Origin of the sequence: Tatumella sp. UBA2305 (genome assembly GCF_002345795.1) — a bacterium.
Lineage (GTDB): Bacteria > Pseudomonadota > Gammaproteobacteria > Enterobacterales > Enterobacteriaceae > Tatumella > Tatumella morbirosei.
In genome coordinates this window covers 121268-135015 of the sequence record NZ_DDVT01000015.1, presented here as the reverse complement: position 1 = coordinate 135015, position 13748 = coordinate 121268, and the positions used below count along the sequence as shown (strand labels likewise).

Genomic DNA, 13748 nt, shown 5'->3' with positions numbered 1-13748 from the left:
CGGGCTTTTTGCTTTTATACCGCCTTACGATCTTTATCTGGCTCTGATCCTGCGACAACACACTAACTATTGATTGTTTCCAGGGCATTTTATTTTTCCTCGTCCTCAGGAAAGTCCGGTGGTTTGGCAGTACTCAGGTGAGCTCAATAATGAAGTGCCCCATATTGACTCTGATAGTGGATGTCGATGTGATAGCAGCTGTTGCTAAAATTTTTTTCACCAACGAAATCCATCGGCACATGACGATAACCCCATTATCGTCATGTGCCTCCTGGCGCCGCAGTCCGGTCTACATTGAACATTTGCACAGGATACCGACAGTTGCAGATTAATGTGCCTGTGCTGCCGCTTCGGGTTACACAGGTTCCATTAGTGCGAATGCTGTGCGCATTGTACGCGCCTCCTCTCCGGGACTACGACCAAATAATCTTTTGAACTCCCGATTGAACTGCGACGCACTTTCGTAGCCGACCCGCGCAGCTACGCCCGCTGCAGTAACGTTGTCCCGAATCATCATCAGTCGCGCCTGATGTAGACGCACAGACTTGATGTACTGGATGGGAGAAGTCGCCGCCACAGCTTTAAAATGCACATGAAAAGCAGGAACACTTAGACCAGCTTCCTGCGCAAGCGAGGCCACATCCAGTGGCTGGGTATACTCGAGATGGATACGCCGTAACGTTCGCGCGATACGACCAAAGTTACCATGACAGGCCAACGCAGCACGAATAGCTCCGCCCCGGTCACCCAGCAAAACACGAAAAATCAGCTCCCGAACAATCCCGGGCCCCAGAATTCTGGCCTCAATTGGTGAAAATAATACCTTCAATAGACGAACTGTCGTATCTGCCAGCGTGTCATCGAGGGGGGTTGAGACAATACCAACAGGTGAACCTGAAGGAGCATTGTCATGGTGATCGATAGTCATCACCAGGTCTGCCACCGCCGTCATATCCAGACGAATGGACACGGCAAGCAAAGGTTCTTCCGGACTGGCATCTGTCTCGGTTGAAAATGGCAGAGGTACTGAAAGCACCAGGTAGTGTAATGGGTCGTAGTGATAAATCTTATCGGCGAGGTAACCTCTTTTATGCCCCTGACAGACAATAACAATGCCCGGTTCGTACAATACCGGGGTTCTCCCCAGCGCTCCGTCAGCTCGCATCAGACGCACGCCATCCAGCAACGTAAGGGTATGACCTTCATGGGGGGCGAGCTGGCAAATCATAGCCGCCATTTCGGACTGTTGAGATCCTGAAGGTAATCTTTGTGACATACATCAGACCTGCTAATTAACTTAATGCTTATATTTTCACCTCCTGCATGCATAAAAATCAATAAGGGAAATAGGATTAGGCAATGATGCAAGAGTGTCAGGTCTGTCAGCGGATGTGCTCTCTCTTTATGATTCCTGTCAGTTAAATATTGCCACGACATACCCTCTCCAGCCCGGTGACATGCAAGGAGAAACAGTCTTTATGGCGTCGGACAGGGCCAGTTACATGGTTGGCGCAGTGGTTATGGCCCGACAGTGGCGTGCGTGTCACCATTCAGTGATACAGTTCATTTTTCAACAACAGGAGTCTTCATCAATGCAACAAATAACCTCCCCTGCAAAAATCTGGTTTATCACCGGCGCGGCTCGTGGTATTGGTCTTTCGCTGGCACGACAGTTACTGGCGCGAGGCGATGCCGTAGCCGCAACCTCCCGCAGTCTGACCAGTCTGCGACAGGAATTCGGCGACGATAACGCGCGGCTGCTGACGCTGGAGGTGGACCTGGTGAACGAAGTCAGCGTTCAAAAAGCCATCGACAGCACCATTGCCGCCTTCGGGCGCATTGACTGTGTGGTTAACAATGCAGGCTACGGCCAGCAGGGTACCATTGAAGCATTAACTGACAGCGAATTACGCCGCAATTTCGATGTTAACGTATTTGCTCCCCTGCATGTACTGCGCCATGCCCTGCCGCACATGCGTACGCGGCGCAGCGGCCATATCTTCAACGTGGCGTCGATCGTGGGCTTTCAGGGCGGTTACGCGGGATGGGGAAGCTATGTCGCCAGTAAATTCGCACTGGCCGGTCTGACCGAAACCCTGGCGGCCGAACTGGCCGAACTGAATATCAGAGCCACCGTGGTCTATCCCGGGCCGGTGCGCACCGGGTTCCTGTCGAAGGAGACGCTGGTCGTCGCCCGCCGCACGATCGCTGACTATACCGAAGCTCAGGCCTCGCTGGACCTCCATCTGAACGGTCTGGACGGCAAACAGGCAGGCAATCCTGATAAAGTCGCGTCTCTGATACTGCAGACGGCCAGTGCTGACGCCCCACCCGTACATCTTTTTGCAGGTAAGATTGCCAACTCTCTTGCTGAACAAAAAATGCATGCAGTGAGTCAGGACCTTGATGTCTGGAGAAGTGCGTCAGACGCCACAGATTTTGTGTGGCTCTAAGCATGAAATCCGGATGCACCTGAACTGAATTCGGTAAGTTTTTCTCGCAATACTTTGCGCCTGTAACCGGAGTGTTTACCGGCATAACTTATAACAGATTAAGTCTGTTTAATTTTTACAGTAAGCCGACAAACCTTCGGTAAGCACGATTAATGCTCCCTGCAACGGAAAATATGATGACTGTTTAAAATTTGTCTGCCCGCCCGGAATCTGAATGATAACGCTGTGGTCTGTCGTGCTAATGCAGTTTCGTGGACAGACCTTATCAGCTCATAATGGTTTCCAGCCGGGCCAGTACTTCGTTGACGATAGACTCAGGGGCTTTTTCCAGCAGTTTTCCGTGACGTGCGCTTATATCAATGGTTCTGGGCTGATCGCAACGGATCACCCCGGTCGTGAGTGTGCCAGCGCCCTCAAGAGACACAGTAAAACCGGCCACCCGGGCATAGTTTCCACCCCGGGTCACGGGCAGAACAACCGGAAGACGCGTAAAGTGGTTAAATGCCGTGGAGGAAACGACCAATACCGGCCGCTGGCCGCGCTGCTCATGCCCCTCTGTGGGGTCAAGGCATACCAGCCATATTTCACCTCTCTCCATCTACAAAATCTCCTTGCCAGCAGGAGTTCCGTCAATCCATTGGCTGTCTGGCATAACGCCTTCAGCGTGAGGGTCACACTGTGCCAACAACTCTTCGAGTGTATAATGTTGCTTTTTCTGTGGTGCAATAACCAGGCAACCATTTTCAATGGTAATCCCGACTTTGCTGTCTGCTGACAGCCCCAGGGCTTTCAGCAAAGCTGGCGGAACTGACAGCATGACTGAACCGCCGACTTTTTTGAGACGTGTGGTATGCATAAAAGATCTCCGGATATTATATTTTAATATAACATCCGAACCACCCGAAGTGCAATTCTTAACCAACTGCATAAGGCCCTCCGTAACATTACGATATTGGTTAACGGCAAATGCCGGCGTAATTCTCAAGATAGTAGTCAGCAAAAGGACTACAGCGCCTGGTGAATGCTCCATCTTCCCGTCGGCCATACCATCAATTATTTATGTCCGCCAGGACTGTTGTCATGGGAAAGCAACGACATTGCAATACAACCCTCTGCGGATGAACAGCATTAATTTCACGAAGAAGTTTGAATTGCGGCGTTGCTTAAGAGAGAGTCTGGAATTTGTGATTCACTGACGGAAAATATGTGATATGGCAAACACTAAGCGCCTGGAAGGTCATGCTATGTTTGGAGGTGACTGACAGGATAAGCCTGCTGGCCGGCGAAAAAAACTTCCGGCAAACAGACCTGGCTCCCGGCGATAGTCCGTTCTGGCAGCCAGCCCTGCCCATCATTACCGGTAATCGAGTTTTAGTGCCCCTGCCGCCACCAGCAGCAACGATAATGACATGCAGGTAAACGCCATCGCCAGCCCATAACCATGCGCAATAAAACCCAACACCGCCGGGCCCATCAGAATACCGAGATAACCGACCGTGGCGACAAAAGCTACCGACATATTTGATGGCATCACCTGCTCTTTTCCCGCCAGGGTAGTCATCACCGGCGCGACATTAGCCGCACCTATCCCCACCAGAATAAATCCCCCCAGCGAGGATGCAATGCCTGGCAGCAATACCGCCAGTGCATAACCTGCCGCCGCAAAAACACCACTGAGAATCAGGAGTTTTTTTCGCCCCAGCCGGCTGACCAGCCGATCACCAGTGAGTCGCATCAACGCCATCGCCCCCCCAAACACCGCATAGCCCCAGCCTGCATGTTCAATCGCCAGCCCGCGTTGTTCGGTGAGCCAGATCCCACTCCAGTCCAGCATGGCACCCTCTGCCAGAAAACATAGCATACACATTCCCGCCATCAGGATAAGCCGAAGATTCAGGCGAAAAACAGAATGCTGTTGTTGCTGGTGAGAGGCAAAAGGTAATAAATGTGGGAGGCTCAGTATCATGGTCAGTAGCATTAACGTCACCGCGGAGAATACCATCAACAGAGGCGACATGCCCGCCCCCAGTACCAGACTTCCTCCCGCAGCTCCGGCTATTCCACCCACACTGAATAAACCATGGAATCCAGACATCAGAGGAACTTCACTCTGTTGCTCAACCAGAGTCCCCTGAATATTCACTGTCACATCGGTCAGTCCCACTCCGGCGCCGAACAGTAACAAGCTGGCAATCATTAAGGACAGAGACTCTGTGGTAGCCAGCAGCGGCAAAGCCAGACAGGCCATCAGAGCGCCCGCGATAACCATAGCCCGACAGCCAAAGCGGCTGGTGAGCTTACCCGAAAACAACATTGTGATCAGTGAACCAGTGCCCAGGCAAAGTAACAGTAGCCCCAGTGAACCAGCATCAAGTTGTAACCGCTGTTGAGCATAAGGGACTAACGGCGCCCAGACCCCCATTGCAAAGCCTGCAATAAAAAACACTGCCCGTGTCGATACTCTACGTGCAACAGTATTCACTTCCTGAGATAGACCTGCGTCCTGCATTAACCCTCCGCTAACCGCCTTAACGGCTGAATAAGTATAAATTTCCAGCCAGAAACTAAAATAATAGCCTGGTTATTCAGTATGATAACCTTCCCTTTCCTGCCGGTAATCAAAGACACTTTTCCGCTGAAGTTTGACCGGGCGGGATGAAGGGCTCCTCCCCTCTGCAATACTTGCTATTATTGCGGTACCAACCGGTCAAGAGTGAGTTCGGCAAAACGCTCAACAATCAGCATCTGTGCCGCCTCCAGAGTTTGCTCAAGTTGCTGATTAACCGCTTGTTCTATCCGGCAATCCTGATGTTCGTTAGCCCATCCCACCGTAAACATCTCGTTACTGCCAATCGCTAAAAACACCTGTAACAGGGTGATTTCCTGTAAGGGTTTTTCCAGAGTCCATCCGCCGCCGTGGCCTTTTTCAGATCGAATCAGTCCGGCCTCGCGTAATCCCTGAAACAGCCTTCTCACTACGACCGGATTGGTTTTTATCATCAGTGCAATTTGCTCTGATGTCACGGCTTCAGTGATTTTTTCCATATGAATCAGGATATGTAAGGCTCTGGAAAGCCGGTGATCTTTACGCATTCTTCACTCCGGATCAGTTAATGCGGGTTAATATTGTAACTTTATTAGTTGCATGAGTTAGTTACTTTCATGTACCTTATATTATTACATGAAGTACTCAACGAAGGTATCGGTTATGCTGTCTGAAAATCTGCTACAAAATCTCTGGTTATGCCTGGTCATTGCCATGGTATCCGCCTGTATGGCTGTTTCGGTCACCCAACAGGAAATGTTTCGTCCGTTGCGTCAGTGGGCCGCGACAAAACATCCTATGGCAGGACATCTGTTCAGTTGTTTTTATTGTTTTAGTCACTGGGTGGTATTCGCGGGTATCGCTATCTATCGGCCGGTGGTGGTGATCTCCGGTAATACTCTGGTGGATTTAGTGGTCACGGCCTTCTTTACCGTTGTGCTTGCTGTTGTGTGTAGCGGTATCATCCTTCAGGTGGTACGCATTGCGATAGCTAAAGCCAGTGAAGAAATAGACCTGAAAAATAAATCTGCGAATTAACCTCTATGCCTGCCGGACACACCGGCAGGAGTTATGTTACAGGCCTCTGGCCCGGGGGCTTAGGGTGAACAATGCTTTCACTGAATAGTCATCCGTCAACGCTCTTGATCAGACATTGTCGGTGAGTTTCTCCGGAGGCCGGGGTTCTACATCCTTATTAGTTTTTATTCTAAATTGACATATAAAAGCCAGAATCATTTAGATATTGGGATATCGGGAGAACCCTCTGTGGGCCCGGTCCGGCGAGGCGGACTACCCCACCCTCTCTTATTAAATACAGTTTAACTCATTGAGTTACTTAAAAAATATTCAGGGCATTGTCTCATCTTTTTTTCCGTACTGAATCACAAAATGCACCAGAATGAATCTTCAGAGATCCCACACAGGTGCGTCATGCACTGTCCGCAGTGCAATACCCGCCAGCCATCATAAATTCAGATGACAGACATCAGAACAAATCGCTACCCGTGATACCGGCAGACTTTTACAGTTTTCTCATAAGTGATGATTTTCCTCTGGTAGCACCCCGTGAGTTGTCGTCACCCTCAGGAAAGACCCGCTTTTACTCTGCTAATGAGGAGACAGATGGTATGAGCCGTTCAGTGAAAGTCAGTCATAAACCCCGGAATGATACAACGCCAGGCATCCTGTTCAGCGCTGTACAAATTATTATTTTTTTTACCTTTATTAAGCTGTGCGTTTTTAACACAGAGGCATTGCAGAAGAACTTTATGCAGACGCAGATTCCCGTGTCTTTTGTGCTGGGAGCTGTGGTTATTCTCAGTGGAATCATCCTCACCACGCTGTATGTGGTGATAGCCAACCAGCATGAGGAATACTAAGATGATCAGGCTGTTACTCATCGCTCTGCTAAGTGCTGTTTGTACACCGGTACTGGCATCGACCGGAACCTCACCAGCCTCCGGCGGGTTAGCTATTTTATTCTTTATCGCCGTCATTCTGATGACGCTGGTTATCACCTGGCGGGCGGCCCGCCGGACCAAAACCGCGAGTGATTTTTACAGTGCCGGAGGGAAAATTACCGGTTTTCAGAACGGTTTAGCCATTGCCGGAGATGCGATGTCCGCCGGGGCCTTACTGGGGCTGACGGCTCTGGTATTCTCCCGTGGCTTTGATGGCCTGTTTTATGCCATCGGTTACACCACCGGACTGCCAATCGTGGTCTTTCTGATGGCTGCCAAAATGCGCAGGCTGGGTCAATATACCTTTACCGATGTGGTCTGTGCCCGGTTACCGGGGAAAGGCATCCGTATTTTCTCAGCCTTTGCCTCTCTGGCCATTGTGCTGTTGTACCTGATTGCCCAGATGGTAGGTGCAGGGCAACTCATTGAAGTCATGTTCGGCATCCACTATACCCGGGCCGTCGCCCTGGTGGGGGTATTAATGGTGCTGTACGTTATGTTTGGCGGCATGATGGCGACCACCTGGGTTCAGATGATCAAAGCCGTATTAATGATGTTCAGCTGCCTGCTGCTCTGCTTTCTGGTACTAAGAATGACAGGATACAGTTTTAGTGAACTACTGAAAGGTGCGGTCAGTGTTCACCCGGCTGGCCAGCAGGTCCTTATCCCTGTTTCTCCCGCGAAAGACCCGTGGTCAGCATTTTCACTGAGTATTGCATTAATGCTCGGCACTGCTGGCCTGCCACATGTACTGATGCGATTCTTCACGGTGCCAGACGCCAAATCTGCACGCAGCTCGGTGTTATGGGCCACCCTGTTTATGAACGGATTTTATCTGATGATATTTATCATCGGTTTTGGTGCGCTGTATCTGCTTCGTGCTCATAGTCTGCCTTCTGCCAGCGTGGGCGGTAATACCGCCGTACTACAACTTGCAGCATTGCTTGGCGGACAACCCCTGTTCGGCTTTCTGGCGGCAGTGGCTTTCGCCACCATTCTGGCGGTGGTCGCGGGGTTAACACTGTCAGGGGCATCGGCGGTTAGCCATGATATTTACGGCACTCTCAGCCAGACAGGCAGCGTCAGTGATGCCAGCGAAGTAAAAATCATGCGGGGATCGGTCATCGTCCTGGGGGGACTGGCTGTACTGCTTGCTATCCTGTTTAAAGGGCAAAATATTGCCTACATGATAAGCCTGGCATTTTCACTCTCCTGTTCCTCCACCTTCCCGGTACTCCTTCTGGCTATTTATTGGCGTTCACTCACTGCCCGTGGTGCGTTGTGGGGAGGTGGATGCGGATTAGTGTCATCACTGGTATTGACCATTGCCGGCCCCTCCGTCTGGGTAAAGGTTCTTGGCCACAGCACGCCACTATTTGCTATCGACCCTCCTGCCATTGTTACCGTCCCGCTGGCGTTTATGGTGTGTATCGCCGTTTCACTGGCAGGCAGGAAAAGTCTTGCCAGTTTCACAGCCGATAACACTGTCTGATTTATTCACCGGTTTATTCATCATGCTATTATGGAGTCACTCACCATGCTGGAAAATTTTACTGAACAGTCCGGGGCTTTTGCCGAACTGATGGCCATCAGGGAGGGAACCCCGCTGACAAAAGGCGAAGTTCAGGTTACCGGCCAGGATAACTTATTTAACACTCCGTTTAAGGTCGGCGAAACCGCAGCAGCATTACTCGCAGCCCGGGGTGTGGCGGCCAATGATCTGTGGCAACTGAAAACTGGCAGACGGCAAAAAATCAGTATCGATATGCGTGCGGCGGCGGCAACCTCGCTGGCGGGCGGAGACATGACACAGCGACGCGGCGATGACGGCATATTCAGGCCGATTGTCGTTTCTGAGGCTATGAAACACATGGTATCGCTTACCCAGCCCTGGCAAACCGCCGATGATCGCTGGCTGTTGCCTCATACCAATCTCCCCCATCTCGAAAAAAGAATTCTCGATATTTTGCAATGCAGTAGCACGCCGTCCTCCGTCAGTCAGGGGGTCCGTCGCTGGCAGTCAGATCAGCTTGAACAGACGATTGCCGATGCCATGGCCTGCGGCGGCAAAGTTCGCAGTCCTGAAGAGTGGCTGAATCACCCACATGGCCAGTATCTCGCAGCTCGTCCGGTGGTGGAAATCACCAAAATAGCGGAAGGTGAACCGCAGCCGCTCCCTGACGGGGAGCTTCCGGCCTCAGGGATTAAGGTGTTAGATCTGACACGGATTCTGGCCGGACCGACCGCAGGAATCGGTTTTGCTGAACATGGCGCGGATGTATTAATGGTCACCGCCCCTCATCTGCCGCAGGTCCCCGCCTTTGTCCGTGATACCAGCCACGGTAAACGCAGCTGTTTCCTGGATATGGATAATCCACAGCAAGCCGGGCAACTGAAACAGCTGGTCAGAGATGCTGATATATTTATTGATGGCTACCGTCCCGGACGACTCGAAGCGCATGGTTTTGGCGTAGATGAGCTGATGAATTTACGCCCCGGGCTGATTCATATTGCGATTAACTGCTTTGGATCAGGAGGACCGTTTGCATCCCGCGCCGGCTGGGATCAGGTCGCCCAGGCGGTCACAGGAATTTGCCATACCGAGGGACTCCATCACGGTAACGGTTCTCCCCGACTGATGCCGGTATTTACCTGTGATTTTCTGACCGGCTTCCTGGCGACCTTTGGCGGTCTGGTGGCGCTGGCACGTCGTGCCCGCGAGGGGGGCAGTTATCGGGTGCAGGTCTCTCTCTGCCAGTCTGCCATGTTGTTGCAACGTCAGGGGTTACTGGATAATTTCCGGCATGCCCCGGGACGTCTGTCCGCCGCGGAATTTGAACAGTGGGCAGTGTGTGATGAAGGCACCTGTTATGGCGACCTTAAAACACTGGGACCGGTGCTGCGGATGTCTGAAACACCTTGTCAGTGGCGGGGAACCACGCCGGCATTAGGCAGCCATCCACCGGTCTGGTAAACCGGATGAACAACCCGACCGGCAAGTCACTCCTGCCGGGGCCTGCCGGAGTCAGTATTACCCGCCGACCCGCGGTGAACCCGTATTCCTCAGATAGCGGGAGTACTCTCCTGATGGTGCAATAGCGCTTACAGCACAGGCACCCCGGGACAGCCCTGGCGATGAGTCGGATTTAATTCTCTTAATATTGAGTATATTACCTTCAACTGTTCGACTGGCCTGAATCTTGCTTAGTTTTCTGACATCTTAATTGATGATGGCAACGTACCCTAACGAGGTAGAAACGAGATGGGAGTTCCTGATGAAAACCTGTGATTTACTGACGTTCTCTGCCGTGGCCCGATGCGCCAGCATTACTGCCGCCGCCAAAGAACTTAATACAGTTCAGTCCAATGTCACCAGCAGAATCCGGTCACTGGAAGAATTTATCGGTTTACCTCTGCTGGAACGCCATAGTCGTGGGGTGACACTGACCCGTGCCGGCAACCGCCTGTTACCCTATGCACAACGCACGCTGGCTATGCTGGAAGAAGCCTCTCGGGTGACCAGAGATGAAGGGGAAGCGAGCGGGACTATCACTATTGGTTCGATGGAAACCACGCTGGCAGTCCGTCTGCCGGATATTCTGGCCAGCTTTCATGATTGTTATCGGGATGTTCAACTGGCAATGACCATTGATGCCACCGCTTTTCTTATCGATAAAGTTCTCAGCTGTGAGGCTGACGGGGCATTTGTGGCCGGACCGGTAGATCATCCGTTACTCGCAGCGACACCGGTGTTCAGCGAGGAACTGGTACTGGTGACTGCCACCGGAATACGTGATCCGCAACAACTGAAAGATAACCCGCGGGGTATTACCGCACTGATGTTTAAACAAGGCTGCGCCTACCGACAAAGGCTGGAACAGTATCTGACCTGGCTGGGCCACCCGTCATTCAAGCGCATGGAGTTCGGCTCGCTGGATGGCATGCTGGGATGTATCAGTGCCGGAGTGGGCATCACTCTGTTGCCCCACTCGGTGGTTGAGAAATCCGGACTCGCAGAAAGATTACAGGTTCATGAAGTGATCCCCGCCATCTCCCGGGTTCCCACCCTGTTTATAACCCGGAATGATGTGCAACCAACCACCGCGCTCAAACGATTTGTTCGATGTGTTAAAGACCACAGCCTGGCCGGACAGCCCGGGAAAAGCATTACGGTTGCCACCTGATATCATTCAGCCGATGGTTCTTCAGAAGAACCAGAGACCGTCTGCCGTGTGGTCTGACTATGCACAGGTACAGATACCCCGGACCACTACATTGTCACACCAAAAAAACGTTTCACTGCCCTTTTTCCCTGTGGAGTAAAAGTGACTTCCCGGTAACCTGGCTGCCGGGTTATCCACTGATTTTGCAACATAATCGTCAGCAACTGAGCTCCGGCATTTCCCCCCAGGTGAAAGCGTCGTTCACTCCAGTCCAGACAAGCACAAGCGGCTTTACGTCTGAGCTTTGGGATGTCGCTTATCCCCATTAGCAGAAATTTCTCTTTACCCGGCAGAGATAAACATTCACTTTCAGGGAGGATCCATTGTTCAGCCAGCATCACATCGTAAATGGCAACAGCCACTTCACCGGCCAGATGATCGTAACAGGTACGTGCATGGCGTAAGTGTGCCGGAGTCCGGACAGATGCTGTTTTTTGCGGGTTCACTGACAGCCCCATCAGGGACTCCAGCACAGCCGCTACTTCTTCCCCCGACAAGCGGTAGTAACGATGACGGCCCTGAGACAGACAACTGATCAGTCTGTTTTGCTGCAGTCTGGCCAGGTGCGCACTGGCAGTTGAAGGGGCAATACCGGCCACCACACTGAGTTCGGTGGCAGTCCACGCCCTGCCATCCATTAGCGCACACAACATGCTGACCCGTGAAGGGTCAGCCATGGCGGCAGCAATTTCCGACACAGGCCGCAGCAGCGGATTTTCAACCTCTGCTAACGCAGACGCCTGTGAATTTTTTGTGCTCATTACAGACTCCAACGGGTAGTGACTTGCGCCGCGAGTTTATCATTGTCCGTCATCAGAATCAGGTGATTACAGTGATCACTGTATTGAGTCAGGATATTAATATGATGACCGGCCAAAACCGCAGCGATTTCACCTAGTTCTCCACACCTTGTCTGGCTCAGCTTTCTGATAAGTGGAGCCTTTACCTGTTTCACCTGTAAACCTGCATTGCGGAGCACCTGTGCGGCCCGCTCACCCTCTTCCACCAGAAAATGAGCATGGCATTCCTCACCCACCGTAAACACCCCGCCACCTTCGAGACCAATATTCTCCTGGCCCAACCGTTGCCCCAGTCGTGCCAGTTCAGCGGGCTGATTCGCCAGAACTACCCAGATGTCATACATTTTCGGCTCCACTCCCGACAGAGGAATACTCACGAACTACAGTAGCCACTTTAATGTGGTAACGGGAGAATATAGTTTCTCTTCCTTCGCTCTGTGCAGCCTGATGCCGCAAATTACACTTCCATTCCCGTACCGCCTGTTCATTCTCCCACCATGACAGGGAAAGAATTTTGCCGGGATTCGTCAGGCTCTGAAAGCGCTCAATCGCAATAAAGCCCTGAACATTATCCAGCTCCGATCTGAGCCCGGCCGCCAGCTGAAAATAACGTTGCTGATGTTCCGGTCGTGCATCGGCTTCGAATAATACAGCAATCATAGTTGTCTCCTGTTTTCTGAAGACACTATTCTGCCAGCACTGACTTCTGATGCTTCGTTACGCAACGAAATATGGAACATGAGTGCTGCCAGGATCACCGTATCTTCCGGAAATATCGCACTGATGCAGGTCAGGTTTATTTACGATGGAAATGAATGCATGACCTGCATATCCAATAGTTATGCCGGGTTAATGATGGGATTAAAATCAGAATTTATCGGTAATTCATCAGGTTGATATATTTCCCCTGATAAGACAGGATGGAACCAAATGTAAAACGCTAAACAGAATTTCAAAATAATTACGGAACCCTATGATCTTCAAGCCTGCAATATACCTGTTGTCTGCCGCCCTGCTGTCGCCGGCCGTCATGGCGGAAACCCGAAAGATTAACAGTGAATTTCAACCGGCTATAAACGGCGAAGCAACCGCCTGGTTACTGGACTGGCCGGTTCCCGCCAACGGTAAATTCACCCTGCGCTACCCCAATAATCAGCCCTATATTCAGGCAACCCTCAAAAATCCCCATGCTGCGGACCTGCTGGCCAGCGATAATATGACGGGGAATTATCAGATGTTTTACCCTGACGGCAAGCTTAAAAAAACAGGGGGAATGGAATCAGGAGGGTGATTCTGTCGGAATGGAAACCCGCTGGCGCGAAAGCGGCAAGCCCGAAGAGGTCCGGCGTTATCCTGATCCCGGCGCGTCGGTGCTCGAAAAAACCTGGTATCAGAATGGTCAGCTCAGCTATGAAGGTCTGGGTTTTGACGGAAATAAATATCTGAAGGCGGTGGCTATTAATGGAATGTCGGATGTCAGGGCCAATGACGATCAGTCGATATTACAAAACCCGAATGCACTCATCTCTGAACTGACCTGGTTTGGAAAACAGGCAGCCCCGGGAGAACCCGCCACCGGCAGTAAATACGCCCATCAACTACCCGCCAGCGCATTTAGCCAGGGTTTTCCGTTGATGATGAAAAATACCGCCGAGTTTGCGATGATTCATCATCCGGTCATCGAATAAGCACCCTGCCCTGAGACACGCGGTTAACCTGTTGAGTTCACCGCGTGTTTCTCTGCGCTACACCGACAGCAATTTTTC

16 protein-coding genes are annotated in these 13748 nt (G+C 51.6%); 8 read left to right on the top strand and 8 right to left on the bottom strand.

Annotated features, from left to right (window positions below; genetic code table 11):
• Positions 1–355: 355 nt before the first annotated feature.
• Entirely contained in the window at positions 356–1276 is a 921-nt protein-coding gene (locus B3Z23_RS06980; protein ID WP_294904741.1) for an AraC family transcriptional regulator, read from the bottom strand.
• Between the two features lie 316 nt (positions 1277–1592).
• On the opposite strand from B3Z23_RS06980, the gene B3Z23_RS06975 reads away from it, so the two are divergent.
• Positions 1593–2453, top strand: coding sequence for an SDR family oxidoreductase (locus B3Z23_RS06975; protein ID WP_294904738.1), 861 nt, complete (start codon positions 1593–1595; stop codon positions 2451–2453).
• A gap of 265 nt (positions 2454–2718) precedes the next feature.
• Here B3Z23_RS06975 and B3Z23_RS06970 read toward each other — a convergent pair whose 3' ends face one another.
• From B3Z23_RS06970 to B3Z23_RS06955, 4 genes are all read right to left on the bottom strand, one after another.
• Positions 2719–3051, bottom strand: a complete 333-nt coding sequence (locus B3Z23_RS06970; protein WP_294904735.1) for a type II toxin-antitoxin system PemK/MazF family toxin — start codon at positions 3049–3051, stop codon at positions 2719–2721.
• Positions 3052–3309 carry an AbrB/MazE/SpoVT family DNA-binding domain-containing protein gene (locus tag B3Z23_RS06965; RefSeq protein WP_294904733.1) on the bottom strand — a complete coding sequence of 86 codons (258 nt, stop codon included), beginning with the start codon at positions 3307–3309 and terminating at the stop codon, positions 3052–3054.
• A gap of 498 nt (positions 3310–3807) precedes the next feature.
• On the bottom strand, positions 3808–4962 hold the full coding sequence (locus B3Z23_RS06960; RefSeq protein ID WP_294904730.1) for an MFS transporter: 1155 nt from the start codon (positions 4960–4962) through the stop codon (positions 3808–3810).
• A 179-nt stretch (positions 4963–5141) separates the two neighbouring features.
• Positions 5142–5546 (bottom strand): Rrf2 family transcriptional regulator, encoded by a 405-nt coding sequence (locus B3Z23_RS06955; RefSeq protein ID WP_038021070.1) that lies wholly within the window; start codon positions 5544–5546, stop codon positions 5142–5144.
• Between the two features lie 115 nt (positions 5547–5661).
• Here B3Z23_RS06955 and B3Z23_RS06950 point away from each other — a divergent pair, with 115 nt between their 5' ends.
• The 5 genes from B3Z23_RS06950 (at position 5662) to B3Z23_RS06930 (ending at position 11143) form a co-directional block, all read left to right on the top strand.
• Positions 5662–6036, top strand: coding sequence for a hypothetical protein (locus B3Z23_RS06950; RefSeq protein ID WP_038021072.1), 375 nt, complete (start codon positions 5662–5664; stop codon positions 6034–6036).
• Positions 6037–6626: 590 nt separating this feature from the next.
• Positions 6627–6878, top strand: a complete 252-nt coding sequence (locus B3Z23_RS06945) for a DUF485 domain-containing protein (protein ID WP_038021074.1) — start codon at positions 6627–6629, stop codon at positions 6876–6878.
• A 1-nt stretch (position 6879) separates the two neighbouring features.
• The gene (locus tag B3Z23_RS06940; RefSeq protein ID WP_294904721.1) at positions 6880–8451 is read left to right on the top strand and encodes a sodium:solute symporter family transporter; all 1572 of its coding nucleotides are present in this window, start codon (positions 6880–6882) and stop codon (positions 8449–8451) included.
• 45 nt (positions 8452–8496) lie between these two features.
• A complete protein-coding gene (locus B3Z23_RS06935) occupies positions 8497–9933 on the top strand; it encodes a CoA transferase (protein ID WP_294904718.1) in 1437 nt (478 codons plus the stop codon).
• A gap of 301 nt (positions 9934–10234) precedes the next feature.
• Positions 10235–11143, top strand: coding sequence for a LysR substrate-binding domain-containing protein (locus tag B3Z23_RS06930; protein WP_294904716.1), 909 nt, complete (start codon positions 10235–10237; stop codon positions 11141–11143).
• Positions 11144–11229: 86 nt separating this feature from the next.
• Here the strand turns inward: B3Z23_RS06930 and B3Z23_RS06925 are convergent, their stop codons facing one another.
• Genes B3Z23_RS06925 through B3Z23_RS06915 form a run of 3 tightly spaced genes read right to left on the bottom strand, consistent with a single transcriptional unit; the run spans position 11230 to position 12642 of the window.
• The gene (locus B3Z23_RS06925; protein ID WP_294904713.1) at positions 11230–11943 is read right to left on the bottom strand and encodes an ArsR/SmtB family transcription factor; all 714 of its coding nucleotides are present in this window, start codon (positions 11941–11943) and stop codon (positions 11230–11232) included.
• On the bottom strand, positions 11943–12326 hold the full coding sequence (locus B3Z23_RS06920; RefSeq protein ID WP_294904710.1) for an amino acid-binding protein: 384 nt from the start codon (positions 12324–12326) through the stop codon (positions 11943–11945). The genes B3Z23_RS06925 and B3Z23_RS06920 overlap by 1 nt, the downstream gene beginning before the upstream one ends.
• Complete coding sequence (locus tag B3Z23_RS06915; protein WP_294904707.1) at positions 12319–12642, bottom strand: antibiotic biosynthesis monooxygenase family protein; 324 nt, start codon at positions 12640–12642, stop codon at positions 12319–12321. Before B3Z23_RS06915 ends, B3Z23_RS06920 begins: the two co-directional genes overlap by 8 nt.
• Positions 12643–12955: 313 nt before the next feature.
• Between B3Z23_RS06915 and B3Z23_RS06910 the strand changes: the two genes are divergently transcribed.
• Both B3Z23_RS06910 and B3Z23_RS06905 read left to right on the top strand, forming a co-directional pair.
• The gene (locus B3Z23_RS06910; RefSeq protein ID WP_294904705.1) at positions 12956–13273 is read left to right on the top strand and encodes a hypothetical protein; all 318 of its coding nucleotides are present in this window, start codon (positions 12956–12958) and stop codon (positions 13271–13273) included.
• A 10-nt stretch (positions 13274–13283) separates the two neighbouring features.
• On the top strand, positions 13284–13670 hold the full coding sequence (locus B3Z23_RS06905; RefSeq protein ID WP_294904703.1) for a hypothetical protein: 387 nt from the start codon (positions 13284–13286) through the stop codon (positions 13668–13670).
• The last annotated feature ends 78 nt before the right edge of the window (positions 13671–13748 follow it).

Coding starts and splice junctions, on each gene's coding strand:
- B3Z23_RS06965 (WP_294904733.1), bottom strand. CDS start 3,309: ATGCATACCACACGTCTCAAAAAAGTCGGCGGTTCAGTCATGCTGTCA.
- B3Z23_RS06940 (WP_294904721.1), top strand. CDS start 6,880: ATGATCAGGCTGTTACTCATCGCTCTGCTAAGTGCTGTTTGTACACCG.
- B3Z23_RS06950 (WP_038021072.1), top strand. CDS start 5,662: ATGCTGTCTGAAAATCTGCTACAAAATCTCTGGTTATGCCTGGTCATT.
- B3Z23_RS06975 (WP_294904738.1), top strand. CDS start 1,593: ATGCAACAAATAACCTCCCCTGCAAAAATCTGGTTTATCACCGGCGCG.
- B3Z23_RS06935 (WP_294904718.1), top strand. CDS start 8,497: ATGCTGGAAAATTTTACTGAACAGTCCGGGGCTTTTGCCGAACTGATG.
- B3Z23_RS06905 (WP_294904703.1), top strand. CDS start 13,284: ATGGAAACCCGCTGGCGCGAAAGCGGCAAGCCCGAAGAGGTCCGGCGT.
- B3Z23_RS06910 (WP_294904705.1), top strand. CDS start 12,956: ATGATCTTCAAGCCTGCAATATACCTGTTGTCTGCCGCCCTGCTGTCG.
- B3Z23_RS06925 (WP_294904713.1), bottom strand. CDS start 11,943: ATGAGCACAAAAAATTCACAGGCGTCTGCGTTAGCAGAGGTTGAAAAT.
- B3Z23_RS06930 (WP_294904716.1), top strand. CDS start 10,235: ATGAAAACCTGTGATTTACTGACGTTCTCTGCCGTGGCCCGATGCGCC.
- B3Z23_RS06945 (WP_038021074.1), top strand. CDS start 6,627: ATGAGCCGTTCAGTGAAAGTCAGTCATAAACCCCGGAATGATACAACG.
- B3Z23_RS06980 (WP_294904741.1), bottom strand. CDS start 1,276: ATGTCACAAAGATTACCTTCAGGATCTCAACAGTCCGAAATGGCGGCT.
- B3Z23_RS06920 (WP_294904710.1), bottom strand. CDS start 12,326: ATGTATGACATCTGGGTAGTTCTGGCGAATCAGCCCGCTGAACTGGCA.
- B3Z23_RS06960 (WP_294904730.1), bottom strand. CDS start 4,962: ATGCAGGACGCAGGTCTATCTCAGGAAGTGAATACTGTTGCACGTAGA.
- B3Z23_RS06970 (WP_294904735.1), bottom strand. CDS start 3,051: ATGGAGAGAGGTGAAATATGGCTGGTATGCCTTGACCCCACAGAGGGG.
- B3Z23_RS06915 (WP_294904707.1), bottom strand. CDS start 12,642: ATGATTGCTGTATTATTCGAAGCCGATGCACGACCGGAACATCAGCAA.
- B3Z23_RS06955 (WP_038021070.1), bottom strand. CDS start 5,546: ATGCGTAAAGATCACCGGCTTTCCAGAGCCTTACATATCCTGATTCAT.